Source organism: Polynucleobacter sp. MWH-Berg-3C6 (genome assembly GCF_018881855.1).
Classification (GTDB): Bacteria; Pseudomonadota; Gammaproteobacteria; order Burkholderiales; family Burkholderiaceae; genus Polynucleobacter.
Window position 1 is genome coordinate 52,278 of the sequence record NZ_JACVPN010000004.1, and the last position, 20,816, is coordinate 73,093.

Below are 20,816 nucleotides of genomic sequence, written 5' to 3' on the forward strand. Positions count from 1 at the left end.
GAACATACGAAATAAGACCCAGGAGTAAGTAATGCAACTCAACCCTTCCGAGATCAGCGAGCTGATCAAAAGCCGAATTAGCGAAATGGGTGTTGATACCCAGTCTCGCAACGAAGGCACTGTAATTTCAGTGACCGACGGTATTTGCCGTGTACACGGTTTGTCTGGTGTGATGCAGGGCGAAATGTTGGAGTTTCCGAACAACACAATCGGCCTTGCTTTGAACCTTGAGCGCGATTCTGTTGGTGCTGTGGTGTTGGGTGAGTACACCCACATTAAAGAAGGCGACTCAGTTAAATGTACTGGCCGCATTTTGGAAGTTCCAGTTGGCCCAGAGTTGCTCGGTCGCGTTGTAAACGCGCTTGGTCAGCCGATTGATGGCAAAGGCCCAATCAATACCAAGTTAACTGACTTTATTGAAAAAGTTGCTCCTGGCGTTATCGCACGTCAATCTGTTAGCCAGCCAGTTCAAACTGGTTTGAAGGCGATTGATGCGATGGTTCCAATTGGTCGTGGTCAGCGCGAGTTGATCATTGGCGACCGCCAAACAGGTAAGACAGCTGTTGCGGTTGACGCAATCATTAACCAAAAAGGCAAAGGCGTTTATTGCGTTTATGTTGCTATTGGTCAAAAAGCTTCAACCATTGCTAACGTTGTTCGCAAGCTCACTGAATTGGGCGCGATGGAGTACACCGTAGTTGTTGCAGCGAGTGCTTCTGAGTCTGCAGCGATGCAGTACCTCTCTGCATACGCAGGTTGCACCATGGGTGAATACTTCCGTGATCGCGGCGAAGACGCTTTGATTGTTTATGATGACTTGACCAAACAAGCCGTTGCTTATCGTCAAATTTCCTTATTGCTCCGCCGCCCACCAGGCCGCGAAGCTTATCCTGGTGACGTGTTCTACCTCCACTCACGTTTGCTCGAGCGCGCTGCTCGTGTAAATGCTGAGTACGTTGAGAAGTTCACCAACGGTGCAGTTAAAGGTAAAACCGGTTCTTTGACAGCATTGCCAATCATTGAAACTCAAGCTGGTGACGTTTCTGCATTCGTTCCGACCAACGTGATTTCGATTACAGACGGTCAGATCTTCTTGGAAACTGACTTGTTCAATGCTGGTGTGCGTCCTGCGATTAACGCTGGTATTTCTGTTTCCCGCGTTGGTGGTGCAGCTCAAACTAAAGTCATTAAGAAATTGTCTGGCGGTATTCGTACCGACTTGGCGCAGTATCGTGAATTAGCAGCGTTTGCTCAGTTTGCTTCCGATCTTGACGAAGCAACTCGCAAGCAGCTCGAGCGTGGTCGTCGCGTTACAGAATTGTGTAAACAAGCCCAGTACAGGCCACTCCAAGTTTGGGAAATGGCTGCCTCACTCTATGCTGTTAACAATGGCTTCTTTGATGATCTCGAAGTGAAGAACGTGTTGGCATTCGAAAAAGGCTTGCAAGATCACTTGAAATCTAAATACGCTGACTTAGTGGCACGTATTGAAGAAACCAAAGATCTCAGCAAAGATGACGAAGCTGCTTTGCGTGCTGCAATTGAGGATTACAAGCGTTCAGCCTCTTTCTAAGAGGGCTCGCATAAATCATGGCAAGCACAAAAGAGATACGATCAAAGATCAAGAGCGTGCAAAACACGCGCAAGATCACGAAGGCAATGGAAATGGTCGCCGCATCCAAGATGCGTCGCGCCCAGGAGCGCATGCGTAATGCGCGTCCTTATGCTGAAAAAATTCGTGAAATTGTTGCCAATCTTTCTAAAGCTAATCCTGAGTTCCGCCCTGCTTATATGGCCACTCGCGAAGTTAAGAAGGCCGGCACTATTTTGGTTACAACAGATAAAGGCTTGTGCGGTGGTTTAAATACCAACGTCTTGCGTTTGATTGCAAACCAAGTGCGCGATTTGCAGGAAAAAAATATTGAGATTGCGTATACCGCAATTGGTTCGAAAGGCCTGCAATTTTTGAATCGCTCAAAAGCAAAACTGATTTCTCAAACCATTCAAATTGGTGATACACCGCATTTGGATGTTTTGATTGGCGCAATTACTGCCCAGTTAGAAGCGTTTGAGCGCGGCGAGATAGATGCTGTTTATTTGGCATACACCCGCTTTGTAAATGCAATGAAACAAGAGCCTGTTTTGGAAAAGCTGTTGCCTTTGGAGCCAGCCGATCTGACTCCTGAGGACAAAGCAGGACCATCTTGGGATTACATCTACGAACCTGACGCAGAGTCCATTTTGAATGGCCTATTAAAGCGTTATGTTGAGGCAATGATTTATCAGGCTGTTGCTGAAAATATGGCTTCTGAGCAATCTGCTCGCATGGTCTCAATGAAGGCCGCTTCAGATAACGCAAAGAACGTGATCGGCGAATTGCAATTGGATTACAACAAAACACGACAAGCTGCTATTACCAAAGAGTTGTCTGAAATTGTTGGCGGAGCGGCTGCTGTTTAAGCGGTCAGCATTTAGGAATACGAAAGAATTTAGGAATTAAAAGCGGAGAAATGCGATGAGTAACGGAAATATCGTCCAATGTATCGGTCCAGTGGTGGACATTCAGTTCCCACGCGACAAAATGCCAAGCATCTATGATGCCTTGACATTAGTTGATAGTGGTGAAAAATCATTTGCTGAAAAAGGTTTGACCTTTGAAGTTCAGCAACAAATCGGTGATGGCGTAGTCCGCGCAATTGCCATGGGCGCAAGCGATGGCTTGCGTCGTGGCATGGAAGTGAAATCTACTGGAAAGCCAATTTCTGTTCCTGTAGGCCCTGCAACATTGGGTCGCATCATGGACGTCTTGGGACGCCCTATTGATGATGCAGGTCCGATTGCTACTGAAGAGCGTCGCGCTATTCACCAGCCAGCACCAAAGTTTGATGAGCTCTCCCCTTCAATTGACTTGCTCGAAACCGGTATTAAGGTTATTGACCTAGTTTGCCCGTTCGCTAAAGGCGGTAAGGTTGGCTTGTTTGGTGGCGCGGGTGTTGGTAAGACCGTGAACATGATGGAATTGATTAACAACATCGCTAAGCAACACTCAGGTTTGTCCGTGTTTGCTGGTGTTGGTGAGCGTACTCGTGAAGGTAATGACTTCTACCACGAGATGAAAGAATCGAACGTTATCGACAAAGTAGCGATGGTATTTGGTCAGATGAACGAGCCTCCTGGTAACCGTTTGCGCGTTGCGTTGACTGGTTTGACCATGGCTGAAGCATTCCGCGACGAAGGCCGTGACATTTTGTTCTTCGTTGACAATATTTATCGTTATACATTGGCTGGTACTGAAGTTTCTGCGTTGCTCGGTCGTATGCCTTCTGCTGTGGGTTATCAGCCTACATTGGCTGAAGAGATGGGTAAATTGCAAGAGCGTATTACCTCCACTAAGACTGGTTCCGTTACTTCTATTCAGGCCGTTTACGTTCCTGCGGATGACTTGACCGATCCGTCACCAGCGACAACCTTCTTACACTTAGACTCCACCGTTGTGTTGTCACGTGACATTGCAGCTTTGGGTATCTACCCAGCAGTTGATCCATTGGATTCGACCAGCCGTCAGCTTGACCCACAAGTGGTTGGTCAAGAGCACTACGAAGTAGCTCGCGATGTTCAAATGACATTGCAACGCTACAAAGAATTGCGCGACATTATTGCGATTTTGGGTATGGACGAATTGTCACCAGAAGACAAATTGGCTGTATCACGCGCTCGTAAGATTCAGCGTTTCTTGTCCCAGCCTTTCCACGTTGCTGAAGTATTTACTGGTTCACCAGGCAAATACGTTCCATTGAAAGAGACCATCCGTGGTTTCAAAATGATCTGCAGCGGCGAATTGGATCACTTGCCTGAGCAAGCGTTCTACATGGTGGGTTCAATTGATGAAGCCATCGAGAAAGCTAAGAAGCTTTAATCGCTTTCATCTAGGGAAATTATGTCAAACATACATGTCGACGTAGTTAGTGCCGAGCAGTCTATTTTCAGTGGAGAGGCTAAGTTTGTAGCCCTTCCAGGCGAAGGTGGTGAGCTCGGTATCTTGCATGGCCACACCCCATTAATTACACGCATTCGTCCAGGTTCTGTTCGTATTGAAAAGGCAAACGGCGATGAAGAATTTGTGTTTGTTGCTGGTGGTTACTTAGAAGTTCAGCCAGATCGCGTCACCGTATTAGCGGATACCGCTATTCGTGGTCATGATCTTGACGAAGCAAAAGCAATCGAAGCTAAGAAGCGTGCAGAAGAAGCAATGCAAAACCGTGGCACTGACTTTGATTTGGCTTTGGCCCAATCCGAGTTCGCTATGGCTGCTGCACAGCTGGCTGCTATTGCCCGCTTCCGTCGTAAGAAGTAATTACCGGTCACCGCTTTGCTGCTAAATGATCGTTTCTTAAAGGCCTGCTTGGGCGAAGCGGTTGATCAAACTCCGCTTTGGCTCATGCGTCAGGCTGGCCGCTATCTCCCTGAATACAATGCGACCCGTGCTAAAGCAGGAAGCTTTCTTGGGCTCGCAAAAAATCCTGCATACGCTACCGAAGTAACCCTTCAGCCATTGGATCGTTATCCACTGGATGCAGCCATTTTGTTTTCTGATATTTTGACCATTCCAGATGCAATGGGATTGGGTCTCAAATTTACTGGTGGTGAAGGCCCAAGCTTTGATCACCCACTTCGCACGGAAGAGGCAGTTAAAAAACTACGCGTCGCCGATATGGGCGAATTGAAGTATGTATTTGATGCTGTTTCTGAAATTCGTAAAGCACTTATTCAAGATGGTAAGCAGCGCGTGCCTTTGATTGGCTTCTCTGGAAGCCCATGGACATTGGCCTGCTACATGATTGACGGTTCTGGCTCTGATGATTTTCGTCATGCCAAAACCATGATGTTTAGCCGCCCTGATTTGTTGCAGCACATCCTAGATATCAACGCTCAATCAGTTGCTGCCTATTTAACTGAACAAGCAAAAGCCGGCGCACAAGCGTTGATGATTTTTGATACTTGGGGCGGAATGTTGCCGGATGGTTGGTATCAAAAGATGTCATTGGCATCAATGCAAAAAGTGATTTCCTTATTGCCGCGTGAACATGAAGGTAGAAAAATTCCGATCATCATGTTTACTAAGGGCGGCGCAATTTGGTTAAACGATATGGCACATGCCGGTGCCGATGTCATTGCAATTGATTGGACGATCTCACTGAGTCGTGCCCGCAAGCAACTGCTCGCATTAAATAAGCCTTTGGCATTACAAGGTAACTTAGACCCTCTAATTCTGTTCTCTGAGCCAAAACAGATTGCAGAGCAGGCCAACCTACTCTTAGAGGATTTGGCGGGTGCCCCAGCGCTTAAACCAGGCCTACATCCTTTAGATGGGCACATCTTCAACCTGGGTCACGGAATTTCCCAATTTACGCCACCTGAACACGTAACTGCTTTGTCAGAAACCGTAATTCAGCGTTCCAGAGCTCTTAGATCCAAGTAATAATCCCGAGTAGCCGCTAACTTAGGATTGAAATTTTGATAAAAGTTATGCACAGATTGGTGCAAATTTCAAAATTCATGAAGATTCCGTATAAAGATAAACATTAACTTCTAGAGTTTATCCCAAGACATTGATTTTTATAGACTTTTAATAAAAAGCTCAAAAACAGTGCATATCTAGATAGCTGGTAAATTGGCTTGTAAATCAAAATCATTGGATGATATCCACAGACTTATCCACAGGCAAAACGAAAGATTGAAGTAAATAATGGCCCTACCCATCGTAGTTCAGGTAGTTGTTGATAAGCCCTTGGCGCAGGGCTTTGATTACTTGTGGGATTCGGAAAGGTTGGGGGAGGCCCCACAAACAGGACACGTAGTAGAGGTACCTTTTGGGCGCTCAAGTTTGGTTGGTATTGTAATAAAAGTAAGCACACACTCCGATTTTGAAATTGACAAACTCAAGTCGGTGACAAAGTTAGCCCCCTTACCGGCTTTTGATCCAGCAGCTCTGAGGCTGATTAATTTTGCAAGCCAGTATTACATTCATGCGCTTGGAGAAACCATTATTCCAACGATTCCACAGATGTGGAAAAAGTCTGAGAATTGGGAAAAAATCCCCAAAAAACTCATTGCTACAGAAGAGAAGAAAAAGAAAAAAAGCCTGGAAGAGAAAAGCGAAGGATTTATTAGTGAGGCGGAGTTAAACCGAGAACAAAGGCAGGCATTAGAAAAAATCCGCCATAGCAGCAGCAATAAAAACGAATTTAAAGCAATGTTGCTTCAAGGCCAAACCGGTAGCGGAAAGACAGCAGTCTTTTTAAATTGGATCAGAGAAGTCCTAAACGATGGAAGTGCACAGGTGTTGCTACTTGTTCCTGAAATTAATTTAACTCCACAGCTCGAGCGAAGAGTTCGAGCCTATTTTCCAGAAAAGAAAATGGTAGTGCTTCACAGTGGGGTAACAGAGAAAGAAAGAGGCATTGCTTGGTACAAGGCAATGACCGGTAAAGCACAAATTATTCTTGGCACCAGATTGGCAGCGCTGACGCCGCTCCCAAATTTGCGCGCAATTGTTGTGGACGAGGAGCACGACCCGTCTTATAAGCAACAAGATGGCATTCGGTACTCAGCGCGAGATCTTGCCATTTGGCGGGCGCATGATGTGAGGCTACCAATCTTGCTGTCATCTGCTACACCCTCTTTAGAAACATGGACGGCAGCGAAAGCTGGGCGTTATGAGCACATTCGCTTGGACCAGAGAGCACAAGGCGCAGGCTTGCCTAGAGTGCACCTCATCAATACTCGCGACCCCCAGAATCAATATAGCCCTGGTGACGCCGGTAAGCCCAAAGATAAAAGCCCGATTACTAAGACATTAGCGAATGCAATTAGTAAAAATTTAGAAGATAAAAAACAAAGCTTAGTTTTAATTAACCGCAGGGGATATGCCCCGGTATTAAGCTGTAACGCTTGCACGTGGCTTTCTAAATGTCAGCAGTGCAGCTCGTATATGGTGGTGCACAAAGCGGGCGCGCTGACAAAAAAATCCGTTCTAAGTTGTCATCATTGTGGTCTGGCAAAGCCTATTCCAAGTCATTGCCCGGATTGTGGCAATGCCGATCTAAAAACACTGGGACAAGGCACGCAAAAGATTGAAGATGCAATTGAGGAAATGTGGCCTGCGGCTAGAGTGCTGCGAGTCGACACCGATGCAAGTAGAGGTAGCAAGGGAACAGAAGAGCTATTTCAAGAGATTCATCAAGGCAAGGTGGATATCGTTGTCGGCACGCAAATGATCGCCAAAGGCCATGACTATCAAAACATTGGGCTTGTGGGCGTATTGGATGCCGATGGAAGATTGTTTTCTCAAGACTTTAGGGCTGCAGAAAGACTTTTTGCGCAATTGGTGCAAGTGGCCGGTCGTGCGGGACGCGCCGGCAAAGAGGGTCAAGTCAGTGGCGATATTTATATCGAGACGCAATATCCTGAGGCAGCTGTATTTCAGTATTTGCTGCGACATGATGTAGATGGATTTTTATCTCACACTACCAATGAGAGACAAGAGGCTGGACTTCCACCATTTTCACATCAGGCTTTAGTGCATGCTGAAGCAAAAAATTTGGATAAGGCAATTCAATTCTTAAGTGCTCTTAAGGGGCGACTCAAGTTACAAGGTCATACATCTGCAGGGCTGCGAGTGTATGATCCTGTTCCCAAGCCGGTTATGCGGGTAGCCGGTACAGAGCGCGCGCAACTCGTGATTGAGGCAGATAGTCGAAAGCAGCTGCAGGAAGTTTTGGAGGCGGTTGATCGAGAATTACGTGCCAACTCTCAAGGACGCATTAGCAAAACAACACGTGTTCGCTGGCTAATTGAACGCGACCCAATCGCGATCTAATGTTTGCTTAGGCGCCAGCAGTAGTGCTGTATTTATCCAGATCCATTAATTGATCAAGCTCAGATGCGAGATCGCTTTGAGAAGTTGGTTTGATTTTGAATAACCAAACCCCATAAGGATTTTCATTCACTATTTCAGGAGAGGCATCTACTTCTTCATTCAGGGCAATAATCTCGCCACTCACTGGTGCGTGGATGTCGCTTGCCGCTTTAACCGATTCAATCACGGCAATTGCTTCGCCCTGCTTTACTTGTTGACCAAGTTTGGGCGCCTGAAAAAACATGACGTCACCCAAAGCCTCTTGTGCATGGTTACTAATTCCAACCCATACCAAGTCGTCGGTCTCCAGATCAGCCCACTCATGAGTCTCGGCAAATTTGAATGTATCTTGGGTGTTCATTGTCAGCGTTTCATTGGGGGCAGATTTCAATCCCCATGTGTGTGATGGCCTTGGCCATCAGTACGTATTAAGTTTTAGCTGAACCAGTACGGTGTGTACGGTTGTATAGGCAGCTTGCGCAAATCCAGCGTTGTTTGCGATTGCTTGTCGGAATCCATGTGCCGCCCTCAAGTCGTTTTTCGCGACTGCAAGAAGAGCAAAACTTGAGGCTCTGGGAAGTATCTTGGGTAGCAGCTGGAGTTGAGGTAGTCATGGGCAATCCGGGTCAGGCAATTCTTTATACAGAAGGTCTATTTTACCCGTTTTGTCCCACTGGGGCTGGGCTTAAGACAACTCTGACAGAATCCGCCGTTTTATTGCCATCAAAGTCTAGCCAAGCCTTGTTCTCAAAGTCATAAAGCTTGCACTTGCGGGCGGTATCGAAATACCAGTCCCAAGAGAACTTTTGCACAAAAATACGCTCTGGAAGGATGGTTTCCAGGGTATTTTGGGCCTCTTGGAGGCGATATAGGGGCACGCTCATGTCCACGTGATGGGCTGTGTGCTCCATGATGTGGTGCATTAAAGAGCCCCAAATCCAATTGAATGTGAGGTGAACCGTGGTTGAAACAAACGGCTGGGCACGTAGCCACTCAGACTTTTTGTCATACCAAGAGACAGAAGGATGGGTATGGTGAACGTACACTACAAAACCAATCATGCCGTTCCAGAATAAGAATGGAACTGCGAAACCAGTAATGAGCCCAACCCAAATAGACTGACCAGTAGCAATTGCACCTGCAATTAAACAAGCAAGCCAAATGATTGCGAAACCAGTAACCAGCAAATTATCTTTTAAGAAAATTGGGCGATCGCCCGGCTTATTTTTAGCATTTGGGAAGTACTCGCGTCTCCACCAAATCTCAATCAAATAATAAAAAACTGGACCCCAGCCACTGCGATAAAGGCGCTCTAGAGCCTTACGCCCTGGGGATAGCGCGTCATACTCAGATTTAGATAGGGGCGCCCAAACAAAATCAAAACCTTTTAAATTTGTTTGACCGTGGTGCACCACGTTGTGACCAACATCCCACAAGCTATATGGTGTGAGTGATGGCAAGAATGCAATACGCCCCAATACTTTGTTGAGTTCGCGATTTGGGGTAAAGCTTTGATGACAAGCATCATGACCCAAAATAAAAATGCGACCAGTTACAAATCCAGCAACTAAACCGAAAATCACTTTGAGGAGAATGTTTTCAACAAATATCGTGCCAGCAATGCAGCCAAGCCATAGGGCTGCGTCAATAAAGAGCAGCATGATTGCACGACCTATTTCGCCTTGCGCCATTGGAATTAGCCAGCTCCGAATAATCTTGCGGTGCGGTAATGGGGCCTCTGGGGGCAGCGGATTAGTTAGGGATGGCTCTGAAAGGGCTGAATTTAGATGTGTAGACACGATAAGAATCAATAAGTTAGACTCAAATGATAGTGGTTTTTGCTTTTCTATGCATGATGTAAGTCAAAAACCCCTTCTATTTTGGCGCGCCCGGCAGGAATCGAACCTGCGACCCTTGGCTTCGGAGGCCAATACTCTATCCACTGAGCTACGGGCGCTAGGAAAAACTAGATACCTCGCCATTGTAAGTGCCTATAGCCCTACTCTCTAGTTATAATCACCGCAAAACAACCTTAAAACCCACAAATAATAAATTCCTATGAGCAACGAGCACGGAAATCTGATCAAGTCCCCAAAACAACTCATCATCACGGTGTTTGCAAGCTTTTTTGTACCCCTGATCATCATTTTGTTGTTAATGGTGTTTGTAAATAATGGCAAGCGCGGTGACTCTTCCACGACTAGTGAGCAATTGATTAAGCCGGTTGCACAGCTCAATTTTCAAGACTCCAGCGCGCCAGCGGATCCTAAAGCACCTGCTGCTAAGTAACGATTTTTGGCACCCAATAAAAGCTCGCTATATGCGAGCTTTTATTTTTTTTAGTTGCCTTGCTCTTTTGCATCAAGGGCAACTTGATAGGCCTCTTTTTTTGTAATGCCCAATGCTTGAGACAGAACTGCGGCGATTTCTTTGCTGCCAAGATAGGGGCTAAGAGCGTTTGCCCATAGCAAGAGCGATTCTTGCCCTGGAGCCTCATCAGAGCTAGCCTGCCGCCCTGCTACTAGAACAACAAATTCACCCTTTAAGCTCTCTGCATTTTCTAGCCATGATGCGATTTCGTTTGCCTTTATGGAAACAAGCTGCTCAAACTTTTTAGTTAATTCACGGCAAATAAATACTTGGCGCTTTGGCTCTAAAGCATTTGAAAGTAAAAGCAGTGTTTCGCGAATGTGATGCGGAGACTCAAAAAAGATACTCGTTTTTTTACTGCTGCAAATGTCATGCAGCAGCGCATCTCGCTCTTTAGTTTTATTGGGCCAGAAACCTAGGAACTGAAAACGCCCATCCGCATTCAGCATGACAGAGCCGGATGCGGAGATTGCGCAAGATACCGCGCTAGCCCCGGGAATGGGGAGCACTCGATAGCCAGCCCTTTGTACTTCATTTACTAATCTTGCGCCAGGATCTGAAACTCCCGGGGTTCCTGCATCCGAAATGTATGCCCAGCGCTCACCGCTCGCAAGACTTTGAATAACAGTTTGCGCGCCTCCAACTTCATTGTGTTCATGAAGTGCCAGACATTTTTTATGAATGCCAAATTGCTGTAACAACGCTGCACTATGTCTTGTATCTTCACAGGCAATGCCATCCACTGCGTTTAATACATGTAATGCTCGCAAAGTGATATCCCCCATATTGCCGATTGGTGTGGCAACCATATAGAGGGCTCCGGCAGGCAAATCCTGTTGGTTTAAAAAATCAAATGAGCCTATTTCCATGGGGGCATCTTCTGCGTAAGATTAGTCATAAGTAAGAGCATACGTTGCTTTAGAAATTAACCCCAGTTTGGCGCATAATATTGACATGGATAAAAACACTCTTGAAGCCTTGCGTAAGCGAGCATCACAACATTTTTTAGACAGCATTGCAGTAAAGCAAGAGGCCGAAAAGGTCTTGCCTGAAGCTGTTGCTCGCGGCGTGTTGGCAATGGTAGATTGTTTGAAATCTGGTGGCAAAGTGATGGCTTGTGGGAATGGTGGTTCTGCTGCCGATGCTCAGCACTTTGCTGCTGAACTGATTGGCCGATTTGAGCGAGAGCGTGAAGAGTTGGCAGCTATCGCCTTAACAACAGACTCATCCATTCTGACCGCTGTTGGAAATGATTACAGCTATGACGATATCTTTAGCAAACAAGTGCGTGGACTTGGAAAAAAAGGCGACATTCTTCTGGGAATTTCAACATCTGGCAACTCTAAGAATGTTGTGAAAGCAATTGAAGCAGCAAAAAAGATGGGCATCAAAATTATTGCTTTTACTGGCAATGGTGGCGGCAAGATTGCGAGCTTGCTCGACAAAGATGACATTCATTTATGCGTTCCTTCTACTCGCACTGCGCGTATTCAAGAAACACATTTGGTTCTGTTGCATGGCCTATGCGATGGTGTCGATCACGTTTTGTACGACTAAGTCTTTCAATTCAATCTATTCCAGAAAACATACCAATGCGAACATCCTCTTTGATTAAAATTATTGTTGCAGCAATGACGGTAACCCAGCTCTCATCTTGCGCAGTTGTTGCTGTTGGAGGCGTCACCGCAACCGCAACTGTATTGGCTGATCGACGCAGTCCGGGCGTGCAAGCAATTGATAAAGGAATTGAGCTGGAAGCAAACAATGCTCTCGATAAAAAGTTTGGGGATAAGGCGCACATTAATGTCACTTCCTTTAATCAGAAGGTGCTCTTAACTGGCGAAGTAAAGGATGCCGATATCAAGGGTGAGGCAGGGGCATACGTGAAGGCAATGAAGAATGCCCGCTCCGTGTTTAACGAGCTGATCATTGGCCCTAACAGCAGCTACACGGCCCGCGCCAATGACTCTTATTTAGAGTCTAAGATCAAAACACAAATGGTTTTTACAGAGAAACTGCCATCAAATTCAATGGCAATTGTTGCAGAAGGTAGCAGCGTTTACTTGATGGGTATCTTGACGCAAGGCGAAGCTGATTTGGCTAAAAAAATTGCTAGCAATACAAACGGCGTGAAAGATGTTTATGTTTATTTCGACATTATTTCTGATGCTGAAAAAGCGCGCCTAGAAAAGCAAGGTAAGGCCGAACAATCACAGCCAGATAGCCCGCCAAAATATCAGTAATCAGAATATAAAAAGCTGTCGATGCACGTGTTGCATAAATTCATAAAAATATTTTTTTCATTTGCATTGCTTGCTCTGCATTTTCAATCTGTGCAAGCAAGTAGTGAAGACCAAAAAGCATTTGGAATTGCAAAACAAAATGCATGCTTAGGTTGTCATGCAGTGAATAAAAAAATTGTTGGGCCCAGCTTTGAAGCGGTTGCGCAAAAATATCAAGCAGACCCAAATGCGCAAGCATTCTTAAAAAATAAAATTGCTAAAGGTGGAGCAGGCTCATGGGGCGTTGTGCCTATGCCTGCTAATGCAAAATTAAGTGACGTAGATTTAACACTCTTGACGAGCTGGGTCTTGCGCGGCGCGCCAAATAAAAATTAAAACTGCAAATTAAGGCGTGAGTCCGGGCCTGCCCAAGAACCACCACCAAGCTTGATTGGATCGCTTCAGGTTTTCTTTTAAAACGTAATCCATATCAGCCCACTGCTCATTAGCTGCTTCTTCAACAATCGTTGCAGGACTTGCTGGCGGTAATTTAAGGTAAGCATCTGCATCGCCATAAGCATATTCCACGCTCATGCCGGCCTTTTGGGCCAAATGCATCATTGCCTTGTTGTTCGATAAGCAGTGAACATATAAGGTTTCAATGCGAGTATTACGTGAATGAACCGCAGAGCGATGTAATAGCGCCGTGCCAAAGCCTTGAGAGTGACCCTCTGGCAATACAGAGACACCAAATTCAGCAGCGCGAGCCTGGCCCTTGATTTCTGGCAAATAAGCCAAGTGAGCCATCCCGACTAGGTTTAAATTCAAGTCAAAGATGCCGAAAATCGTATCTTTATTGAAATCAAGATGCTCTACGTAGTGCTCAATCACCTCATTCGGGGTTTGAGTGCCAAAACGTAGTCGCCGATCCTCATCATTCAGCTTCAATAAGTGTTGAAGTATCTCTGCTCTATGCCCAGCATGGAGCTCTCGAACAGGCACGACTTGCCCTGCCGAATAAGGCTTGCTGGGTAAGTGTTTACTTGCTAATTTATTGTGCATAGCAACAATTTTAGCAGAAAAATCAGAAAATTTCAGGGTTTTCCCTAATGTGTGGCTAATGCGCAAAAAAGTATCAAAAAGGCGTTTTGCTTTGGACCCAGTCCTAAAAATTGCAATAAAAAATTCATTTTTTGAAAAGAAGCTGAAATTTTTTTAAAAATTTATCCCATTGATTTAATTGGAGTTATTTTTAAAGTAGGAAAAAAAGAAGGCTTTTTTAGGAAAAAGACTGCGAAAGGTGTTGACAACCCTATTCGGGTATGTCATAGTCTCGCTTCTTCGCTGAATGTTTTTGAAAAACGATTTAGCCCTCTTTAAAAATTAGTCAACCGATAATTGTGGGTACTAGGCGAAAGCATCCAGTCCTTCGGGACAGATGTAAACAAATAGTACTCATAGACAGTAAAAAGATTTGGTTTTATTACCAAGTCAATTTCTTGAATGAGTGCGACGATCCGCAAGGATCACAGGAATTGAACTGAAGAGTTTGATCCTGGCTCAGATTGAACGCTGGCGGCATGCCTTACACATGCAAGTCGAACGGCAGCACGGGTGCTTGCACCTGGTGGCGAGTGGCGAACGGGTGAGTAATACATCGGAACGTACCTTATCGTGGGGGATAACGCAGCGAAAGCTGTGCTAATACCGCATACGCCCTGAGGGGGAAAGCGGGGGATCGAAAGACCTCGCGCGATTAGAGCGGCCGATGCCTGATTAGCTTGTTGGTGGGGTAAAAGCCCACCAAGGCGACGATCAGTAGCTGGTCTGAGAGGACGATCAGCCACACTGGGACTGAGACACGGCCCAGACTCCTACGGGAGGCAGCAGTGGGGAATTTTGGACAATGGGGGCAACCCTGATCCAGCAATGCCGCGTGAGTGAAGAAGGCCTTCGGGTTGTAAAGCTCTTTTGTCAGGGAAGAAACACCGGCTCTAACACAGTCCGGGAATGACGGTACCTGAAGAATAAGCACCGGCTAACTACGTGCCAGCAGCCGCGGTAATACGTAGGGTGCGAGCGTTAATCGGAATTACTGGGCGTAAAGCGTGCGCAGGCGGTTATACAAGACAGGCGTGAAATCCCCGGGCTTAACCTGGGAATGGCGCCTGTGACTGTATAGCTAGAGTGTGTCAGAGGGGGGTAGAATTCCACGTGTAGCAGTGAAATGCGTAGATATGTGGAGGAATACCAATGGCGAAGGCAGCCCCCTGGGATAACACTGACGCTCATGCACGAAAGCGTGGGGAGCAAACAGGATTAGATACCCTGGTAGTCCACGCCCTAAACGATGCTGACTAGTTGTTCGGGATTTACATCCTGAGTAACGTAGCTAACGCGTGAAGTCAGCCGCCTGGGGAGTACGGTCGCAAGATTAAAACTCAAAGGAATTGACGGGGACCCGCACAAGCGGTGGATGATGTGGATTAATTCGATGCAACGCGAAAAACCTTACCTACCCTTGACATGTCACTAACGAAGTAGAGATACATTAGGTGCTCGTAAGAGAAAGTGAACACAGGTGCTGCATGGCTGTCGTCAGCTCGTGTCGTGAGATGTTGGGTTAAGTCCCGCAACGAGCGCAACCCTTGTCTTTAGTTGCTACGCAAGAGCACTCTAAAGAGACTGCCGGTGACAAACCGGAGGAAGGTGGGGATGACGTCAAGTCCTCATGGCCCTTATGGGTAGGGCTTCACACGTCATACAATGGTGCATACAGAGGGTTGCCAACCCGCGAGGGGGAGCTAATCTCAGAAAATGCATCGTAGTCCGGATCGTAGTCTGCAACTCGACTACGTGAAGCTGGAATCGCTAGTAATCGCGGATCAGAATGTCGCGGTGAATACGTTCCCGGGTCTTGTACACACCGCCCGTCATACCATGGGAGTGGGTTTTGCCAGAAGCCGTTAGCCTAACCGCAAGGAGGGCGACTGCCACGGCAGGGTTCATGACTGGGGTAAAGTCGTAACAAGGTAGCCGTATCGGAAGGTGCGGCTGGATCACCTCCTTTCTAGAGAAAAGATGCTGGAGCTATAGTGCCCACACTTATCGGTTGACAATAAAAGCCACGGGTCTGTAGCTCAGCTGGTTAGAGCACTGTGTTGATAACGCAGGGGTCGTAGGTTCAAGTCCTACCAGACCCACCAATCAGCGTTGATATGGACTTAGTGGACGTTGGGGGATTAGCTCAGCTGGGAGAGCACCTGCTTTGCAAGCAGGGGGTCGTCGGTTCGATCCCGTCATCCTCCACCAACATCTAAATGTCAAAACTAAGCGAACATTTAATCGTTTAGTTTTGCCATTTATGGCTGTTCTTTAAAAATTTGAGTAAGCAAAGTGTCAAATGTTTCTTTGAGAGGACATTTGACAATGTAATAAGGGTAAAGATTGAATCATCAATCAGTAATACAAACGAGTTTTACCAAGTTCTTAACAAAGTACTTACAGTTTGGATTACGGCAAACATGTCAGAAGTAGAAGTAAAACCTGTAACGGTTACTAGCAATGGTGCTCGTTATAGGATCAAGTGAATAAGTGCACATGATGGATGCCTTGGCGATTACAGGCGACGAAAGACGTTATAACCTGCGATAAGCCCCGGGGAGCTGGTAAATAAGCTTTGATCCGGGGATTTCTGAATGGGGAAACCCACCACTTTTGTGGTATCCATACCTGAATACATAGGGTATGAGAAGCGAACCTTGTGAACTGAAACATCTAAGTAGCAAGAGGAAAAGACATCAACCGAGATTCCCAAAGTAGTGGCGAGCGAAATGGGAAGAGCCTTCTAGTGATATCTCAGTAATTAACAGAATGGAATGGAAAGTCCAACAATAAAGGGTGATAGTCCCGTATGTGAAAATTATTGAGTGGTACTAGGCTAGAGACAAGTAGGGCGGGACACGAGAAATCCTGTCTGAATATGGGGGGACCATCCTCCAAGGCTAAATACTCGTAATCGACCGATAGTGAACAAGTACCGTGAGGGAAAGGCGAAAAGAACCCCGGGAGGGGAGTGAAATAGATCCTGAAATTGTGTGCATACAAACAGTAGGAGCCTCGTAAGGGGTGACTGCGTACCTTTTGTATAATGGGTCAGCGACTTACATTCAGTAGCAAGCTTAACCGAATAGGGAAGGCGTAGCGAAAGCGAGTCCGAATAGGGCGCTAGTTGCTGGGTGTAGACCCGAAACCAGTTGATCTATCCATGGCCAGGTTGAAGGTGCGGTAACACGTACTGGAGGACCGAACCCACTAACGTTGAAAAGTTAGGGGATGAGCTGTGGATAGGGGTGAAAGGCTAAACAAAACTGGAAATAGCTGGTTCTCTCCGAAAACTATTTAGGTAGTGCCTCGTGTATCACTGTAGGGGGTAGAGCACTGTCATGGTAGTGGGGTCCATTGCGGATTACTGCGCCATAGCAAACTCCGAATACCTACAAGTGCAAGCACGGGAGACAGACATCGGGTGCTAACGTCCGGTGTCAAGAGGGAAACAACCCAGACCGCCAGCTAAGGTCCCTAATATATGCTAAGTGGGAAACGAAGTGGGAAGGCTAAAACAGTCAGGAGGTTGGCTTAGAAGCAGCCATCCTTTAAAGAAAGCGTAATAGCTCACTGATCGAGTCGTCCTGCGCGGAAGATGTAACGGGGCTAAGCATATAACCGAAGCTGCGGATCACAGCAATGTGATGGTAGGAGAGCGTTCTGTAAGCCTGTGAAGGTGTCTTGTAAAGGATGCTGGAGGTATCAGAAGTGCGAATGCTGACATGAGTAGCGATAAAGGGGGTGAAAAGCCCCCTCGCCGTAAGCCCAAGGTTTCCTGTTCAACGTTCATCGGAACAGGGTGAGTCGGCCCCTAAGGCGAGGCAGAGATGCGTAGCTGATGGGAACAAGGTTAATATTCCTTGACCATTGTTAGATGCGATGGGGGGACGGATCGCGGAAAGTTGTCCGGGTGTTGGATGTCCCGGTTCTTGCGTTGGAGATGGCTATTAGGTAAATCCGGTAGCGTAATTCAAGGGCGTGAGACGAGCGAATTTATTCGCGAAGCAATTGGAAGTGGTTCCAAGAAAAGCCTCTAAGCTTCAGTCTAACAAGACCGTACCGCAAACCGACACAGGTGGGCGAGATGAGTATTCTAAGGCGCTTGAGAGAACTCAGGAGAAGGAACTCGGCAAATTTGCACCGTAACTTCGGGATAAGGTGCGCCCTTGTAGTTTGACCGTGAACAACGGGAGGACGAAAGGGTTGCAATAAAAAGGTGGCTGCGACTGTTTAATAAAAACACAGCACTCTGCAAACACGAAAGTGGACGTATAGGGTGTGACGCCTGCCCGGTGCTGGAAGATTAAATGATGGGGTGCAAGCTCTTGATTGAAGTCCCAGTAAACGGCGGCCGTAACTATAACGGTCCTAAGGTAGCGAAATTCCTTGTCGGGTAAGTTCCGACCTGCACGAATGGCGTAACGATGGCCACACTGTCTCCTCCTGAGACTCAGCGAAGTTGAAATGTTTGTGATGATGCAATCTACCCGTGGCTAGACGGAAAGACCCCATGAACCTTTACTGTAGCTTTGCATTGGACTTTGAATCGGTCTGTGTAGGATAGGTGGGAGGCGTTGATAACAGGATGCTAGTTCTGTTGGAGCCAACCTTGAAATACCACCCTGATTTATTTGAGGTTCTAACCTTGGCCCGTTATCCGGGTCGGGAACAGTGCATGGTAGGCAGTTTGACTGGGGCGGTCTCCTCCCAAAGTGTAACGGAGGAGTACGAAGGTACGCTTGGTACGGTCGGACATCGTACCTAAAGTGCAATGGCAAAAGCGTGCTTAACTGCGAGACCGACAAGTCGAGCAGGTGCGAAAGCAGGTCATAGTGATCCGGTGGTTCTGTATGGAAGGGCCATCGCTCAACGGATAAAAGGTACTCTGGGGATAACAGGCTGATACCGCCCAAGAGTTCATATCGACGGCGGTGTTTGGCACCTCGATGTCGGCTCATCTCATCCTGGGGCTGTAGCCGGTCCCAAGGGTATGGCTGTTCGCCATTTAAAGAGGTACGTGAGCTGGGTTTAAAACGTCGTGAGACAGTTTGGTCCCTATCTGCCATGGGCGTTGGAGATTTGACGGGGGCTGCTCCTAGTACGAGAGGACCGGAGTGGACATTCCGCTGGTGTACCTGTTGTTTCGCCAGAAGCATCGCAGGGTAGCTATGAATGGAAGAGATAACCGCTGAAAGCATCTAAGCGGGAAACTTGCCTGAAGATGAGATCTCCCGTAGGTTTAACCTACATAAAGGGTCGTTGAAGACCACAACGTTGATAGGTCGGGTGTGGAAGTGCAGTAATGCATTAAGCTAACCGATACTAATTGCCCGTTAGGCTTGATCCTATAACCAGCACTATTGTGTTGGATGTTTGCCAGATTTAATCTGCATCCTTATTACATGCTTACTCAAATAGAGTTGTTGATTTATCAGCAACTCGACCCTCTACGCCCGGTGACCATAGCGAATTGGAACCACTCCTTCCCATCCCGAACAGGACAGTGAAACGATTCTACGCCGATGATAGTGCGGATTACCCGTGTGAAAGTAGGTAACTGCCGGGCACCAATGCGACGCCCAGACCCTTTTAGGTCTGGGCGTTTTTACTTGTGCAAAGCGCTTAGAGAGATTGACAGAAACTCCGTTTGGAGTCAGAATATTGGGTTCGCGGAGGGGTGTCCGAGCGGCTAAAGGAGGCAGACTGTAAATCTGTTGGCTACGCCTACGTAGGTTCGAATCCTACCCCCTCCACCAGATGTGCGGGATTAGTTTAATGGTAAAACAGCAGATTTCCAATCTTCGGTCAAGAGTTCGATTCTCTTATCCCGCTCCAGAATTTGTAGCAAAAAGATTGGCCCATGTGGCTCAGTGGTAGAGCACTCCCTTGGTAAGGGAGAGGTCGGCAGTTCGATCCTGCCCATGGGCACCAAGGTTTCGTTTTATTAATTGTGTATTTCGTGTTTGGTTTAAGAGTTAACTAAAGGCAGATAAAAATGGCAAAAGAAAAATTCGAGCGGACAAAACCGCACGTAAACGTAGGCACCATCGGTCACGTTGACCACGGTAAAACTACATTGACAGCAGCAATTGCAACCGTGCTCTCAAAAGCATTCGGTGGCGAAGCAAAAGCATACGATCAGATCGATGCTGCTCCTGAAGAAAAAGCCCGCGGTATTACGATTAATACAGCGCACGTTGAGTATGAGACAGCAAATCGTCACTACGCTCACGTAGATTGCCCAGGACATGCTGACTACGTTAAGAACATGATTACTGGTGCTGCTCAGATGGACGGCGCTATTTTGGTTTGCTCTGCAGCTGACGGCCCAATGCCACAAACTCGTGAGCACATCCTCTTGGCACGCCAAGTTGGTGTTCCTTACATCGTGGTGTTCTTAAACAAGTGCGACATGGTTGATGACGCTGAATTGTTAGAACTCGTTGAAATGGAAGTTCGTGAGCTTCTATCTAAATACGACTTCCCAGGCGATGACACACCAATCATCCAAGGTTCTGCTAAGTTAGCTCTTGAAGGCGACGAAGGCCCATTAGGTAAAGAAGCCATCATGAAATTGGCTGAAGCTTTAGATACTTACATCCCAACTCCAGAGCGTGCAATTGATGGTGCGTTCTTGATGCCAGTAGAAGACGTGTTCTCGATCTCTGGTCGCGGTACTGTTGTAACAGGCCGTATCGAGCGCGGTATCGTTAAGGTTGGTGAAGAGATTGAAATCGTTGGTATCAAACCAACTCTCAAAACTACTTGTACTGGTGTTGAAATGTTCCGCAAATTGCTCGACCAAGGTCAAGCAGGCGATAACGTTGGTATCTTGTTACGCGGTACAAAACGTGAAGAAGTTGAGCGCGGCCAAGTATTGGCTAAGCCAGGTTCAATCACCCCACATACTCACTTTACAGCCGAGGTTTACATCTTGGGTAAAGATGAAGGTGGTCGTCATACTCCATTCTTTAACAACTATCGTCCACAGTTTTACTTCCGTACTACGGACGTAACTGGTTCAATCGAGTTGCCAAAAGACAAAGAAATGGTCATGCCTGGTGATAACGTCACGATTACCGTAAAACTCATCGCTCCAATCGCGATGGAAGAAGGTTTACGTTTTGCGATCCGTGAAGGTGGCCGCACTGTTGGCGCCGGCGTGGTTGCAAAGATTTTGGCTTAAGTAGTTTTTTAAT

Annotated in this window: 16 protein-coding genes, 6 tRNA genes and 3 rRNA genes; 19 read left to right on the forward strand and 6 right to left on the reverse strand. The window is 46.8% G+C overall.

The window, feature by feature from the left end:
- Positions 1 to 31: 31 nt before the first annotated feature.
- The 6 genes from atpA (at position 32) to priA (ending at position 7,879) form a co-directional block, all read left to right on the forward strand.
- A complete protein-coding gene (atpA, locus tag ICN13_RS07725; RefSeq protein WP_216139821.1) occupies positions 32 to 1,573 on the forward strand; it encodes a F0F1 ATP synthase subunit alpha in 1,542 nt (513 codons plus the stop codon).
- 17 nt (positions 1,574 to 1,590) lie between these two features.
- A complete protein-coding gene (gene atpG, locus ICN13_RS07730) occupies positions 1,591 to 2,460 on the forward strand; it encodes a F0F1 ATP synthase subunit gamma (protein ID WP_087908780.1) in 870 nt (289 codons plus the stop codon).
- A gap of 55 nt (positions 2,461 to 2,515) precedes the next feature.
- Positions 2,516 to 3,916, forward strand: a complete 1,401-nt coding sequence (atpD, locus tag ICN13_RS07735) for a F0F1 ATP synthase subunit beta (protein WP_087908781.1) — start codon at positions 2,516 to 2,518, stop codon at positions 3,914 to 3,916.
- A 21-nt stretch (positions 3,917 to 3,937) separates the two neighbouring features.
- Positions 3,938 to 4,354, forward strand: a complete 417-nt coding sequence (locus ICN13_RS07740) for a F0F1 ATP synthase subunit epsilon (protein ID WP_216139822.1) — start codon at positions 3,938 to 3,940, stop codon at positions 4,352 to 4,354.
- A gap of 15 nt (positions 4,355 to 4,369) precedes the next feature.
- Positions 4,370 to 5,479: a uroporphyrinogen decarboxylase gene (hemE, locus tag ICN13_RS07745; RefSeq protein ID WP_216139823.1), complete on the forward strand. Its 1,110-nt coding sequence runs from the start codon at positions 4,370 to 4,372 to the stop codon at positions 5,477 to 5,479.
- Positions 5,480 to 5,746: 267 nt separating this feature from the next.
- Positions 5,747 to 7,879: a primosomal protein N' gene (priA, locus tag ICN13_RS07750; RefSeq protein WP_216139824.1), complete on the forward strand. Its 2,133-nt coding sequence runs from the start codon at positions 5,747 to 5,749 to the stop codon at positions 7,877 to 7,879.
- Positions 7,880 to 7,886: 7 nt separating this feature from the next.
- Here the strand turns inward: priA and gcvH are convergent, their stop codons facing one another.
- The 4 genes from gcvH to ICN13_RS07770 all read right to left on the reverse strand — a co-directional run bounded on the left by gcvH (position 7,887) and on the right by ICN13_RS07770 (position 9,875).
- Positions 7,887 to 8,279 (reverse strand): glycine cleavage system protein GcvH, encoded by a 393-nt coding sequence (gene gcvH, locus ICN13_RS07755; protein ID WP_216139825.1) that lies wholly within the window; start codon positions 8,277 to 8,279, stop codon positions 7,887 to 7,889.
- A 67-nt stretch (positions 8,280 to 8,346) separates the two neighbouring features.
- Positions 8,347 to 8,532: a hypothetical protein gene (locus ICN13_RS07760; protein WP_129560400.1), complete on the reverse strand. Its 186-nt coding sequence runs from the start codon at positions 8,530 to 8,532 to the stop codon at positions 8,347 to 8,349.
- Positions 8,533 to 8,574: 42 nt separating this feature from the next.
- Positions 8,575 to 9,717 carry a fatty acid desaturase gene (locus ICN13_RS07765; protein WP_370622974.1) on the reverse strand — a complete coding sequence of 381 codons (1,143 nt, stop codon included), beginning with the start codon at positions 9,715 to 9,717 and terminating at the stop codon, positions 8,575 to 8,577.
- A gap of 82 nt (positions 9,718 to 9,799) precedes the next feature.
- A tRNA-Arg gene (locus tag ICN13_RS07770) sits at positions 9,800 to 9,875 on the reverse strand.
- Positions 9,876 to 9,976: 101 nt separating this feature from the next.
- Between ICN13_RS07770 and ICN13_RS07775 the strand changes: the two genes are divergently transcribed.
- A complete protein-coding gene (locus ICN13_RS07775; RefSeq protein ID WP_255534092.1) occupies positions 9,977 to 10,207 on the forward strand; it encodes a hypothetical protein in 231 nt (76 codons plus the stop codon).
- A gap of 50 nt (positions 10,208 to 10,257) precedes the next feature.
- Here the strand turns inward: ICN13_RS07775 and rsmI are convergent, their stop codons facing one another.
- Entirely contained in the window at positions 10,258 to 11,157 is a 900-nt protein-coding gene (rsmI, locus tag ICN13_RS07780) for a 16S rRNA (cytidine(1402)-2'-O)-methyltransferase (RefSeq protein ID WP_216139826.1), read from the reverse strand.
- An 85-nt stretch (positions 11,158 to 11,242) separates the two neighbouring features.
- Here rsmI and ICN13_RS07785 point away from each other — a divergent pair, with 85 nt between their 5' ends.
- From ICN13_RS07785 to ICN13_RS07795, 3 genes are read left to right on the forward strand one after another with little or no spacing between them, the layout of a single operon-like run.
- Entirely contained in the window at positions 11,243 to 11,845 is a 603-nt protein-coding gene (locus tag ICN13_RS07785) for a phosphoheptose isomerase (RefSeq protein ID WP_216139827.1), read from the forward strand.
- Between the two features lie 35 nt (positions 11,846 to 11,880).
- Entirely contained in the window at positions 11,881 to 12,531 is a 651-nt protein-coding gene (locus ICN13_RS07790) for a BON domain-containing protein (RefSeq protein WP_216139828.1), read from the forward strand.
- Between the two features lie 21 nt (positions 12,532 to 12,552).
- A complete protein-coding gene (locus ICN13_RS07795) occupies positions 12,553 to 12,906 on the forward strand; it encodes a c-type cytochrome (RefSeq protein ID WP_255534093.1) in 354 nt (117 codons plus the stop codon).
- A 9-nt stretch (positions 12,907 to 12,915) separates the two neighbouring features.
- On the opposite strand, the gene ICN13_RS07800 is transcribed toward ICN13_RS07795, so the two are convergent.
- A complete protein-coding gene (locus tag ICN13_RS07800; protein WP_216139829.1) occupies positions 12,916 to 13,572 on the reverse strand; it encodes a GNAT family N-acetyltransferase in 657 nt (218 codons plus the stop codon).
- A 475-nt stretch (positions 13,573 to 14,047) separates the two neighbouring features.
- Between ICN13_RS07800 and ICN13_RS07805 the strand changes: the two genes are divergently transcribed.
- From ICN13_RS07805 to tuf, 9 genes are all read left to right on the forward strand, one after another.
- Positions 14,048 to 15,580, forward strand: a 16S ribosomal RNA gene (locus ICN13_RS07805).
- A gap of 59 nt (positions 15,581 to 15,639) precedes the next feature.
- Positions 15,640 to 15,716: transfer RNA gene (locus ICN13_RS07810), tRNA-Ile, on the forward strand.
- 30 nt (positions 15,717 to 15,746) lie between these two features.
- Positions 15,747 to 15,822, forward strand: a tRNA-Ala gene (locus tag ICN13_RS07815).
- A 268-nt stretch (positions 15,823 to 16,090) separates the two neighbouring features.
- Positions 16,091 to 18,964, forward strand: a 23S ribosomal RNA gene (locus ICN13_RS07820).
- 105 nt (positions 18,965 to 19,069) lie between these two features.
- Positions 19,070 to 19,183, forward strand: a 5S ribosomal RNA gene (rrf, locus tag ICN13_RS07825).
- Together the 16S, 23S and 5S rRNA genes with 5 tRNA genes alongside form the textbook arrangement of a ribosomal RNA operon.
- 105 nt (positions 19,184 to 19,288) lie before the next feature.
- Positions 19,289 to 19,373, forward strand: a tRNA-Tyr gene (locus tag ICN13_RS07830).
- A gap of 5 nt (positions 19,374 to 19,378) precedes the next feature.
- Positions 19,379 to 19,452, forward strand: a tRNA-Gly gene (locus tag ICN13_RS07835).
- 21 nt (positions 19,453 to 19,473) lie between these two features.
- Positions 19,474 to 19,548, forward strand: a tRNA-Thr gene (locus ICN13_RS07840).
- Between the two features lie 64 nt (positions 19,549 to 19,612).
- Positions 19,613 to 20,803 carry an elongation factor Tu gene (tuf, locus tag ICN13_RS07845; protein WP_215296093.1) on the forward strand — a complete coding sequence of 397 codons (1,191 nt, stop codon included), beginning with the start codon at positions 19,613 to 19,615 and terminating at the stop codon, positions 20,801 to 20,803.
- Positions 20,804 to 20,816: the final 13 nt, after the last annotated feature.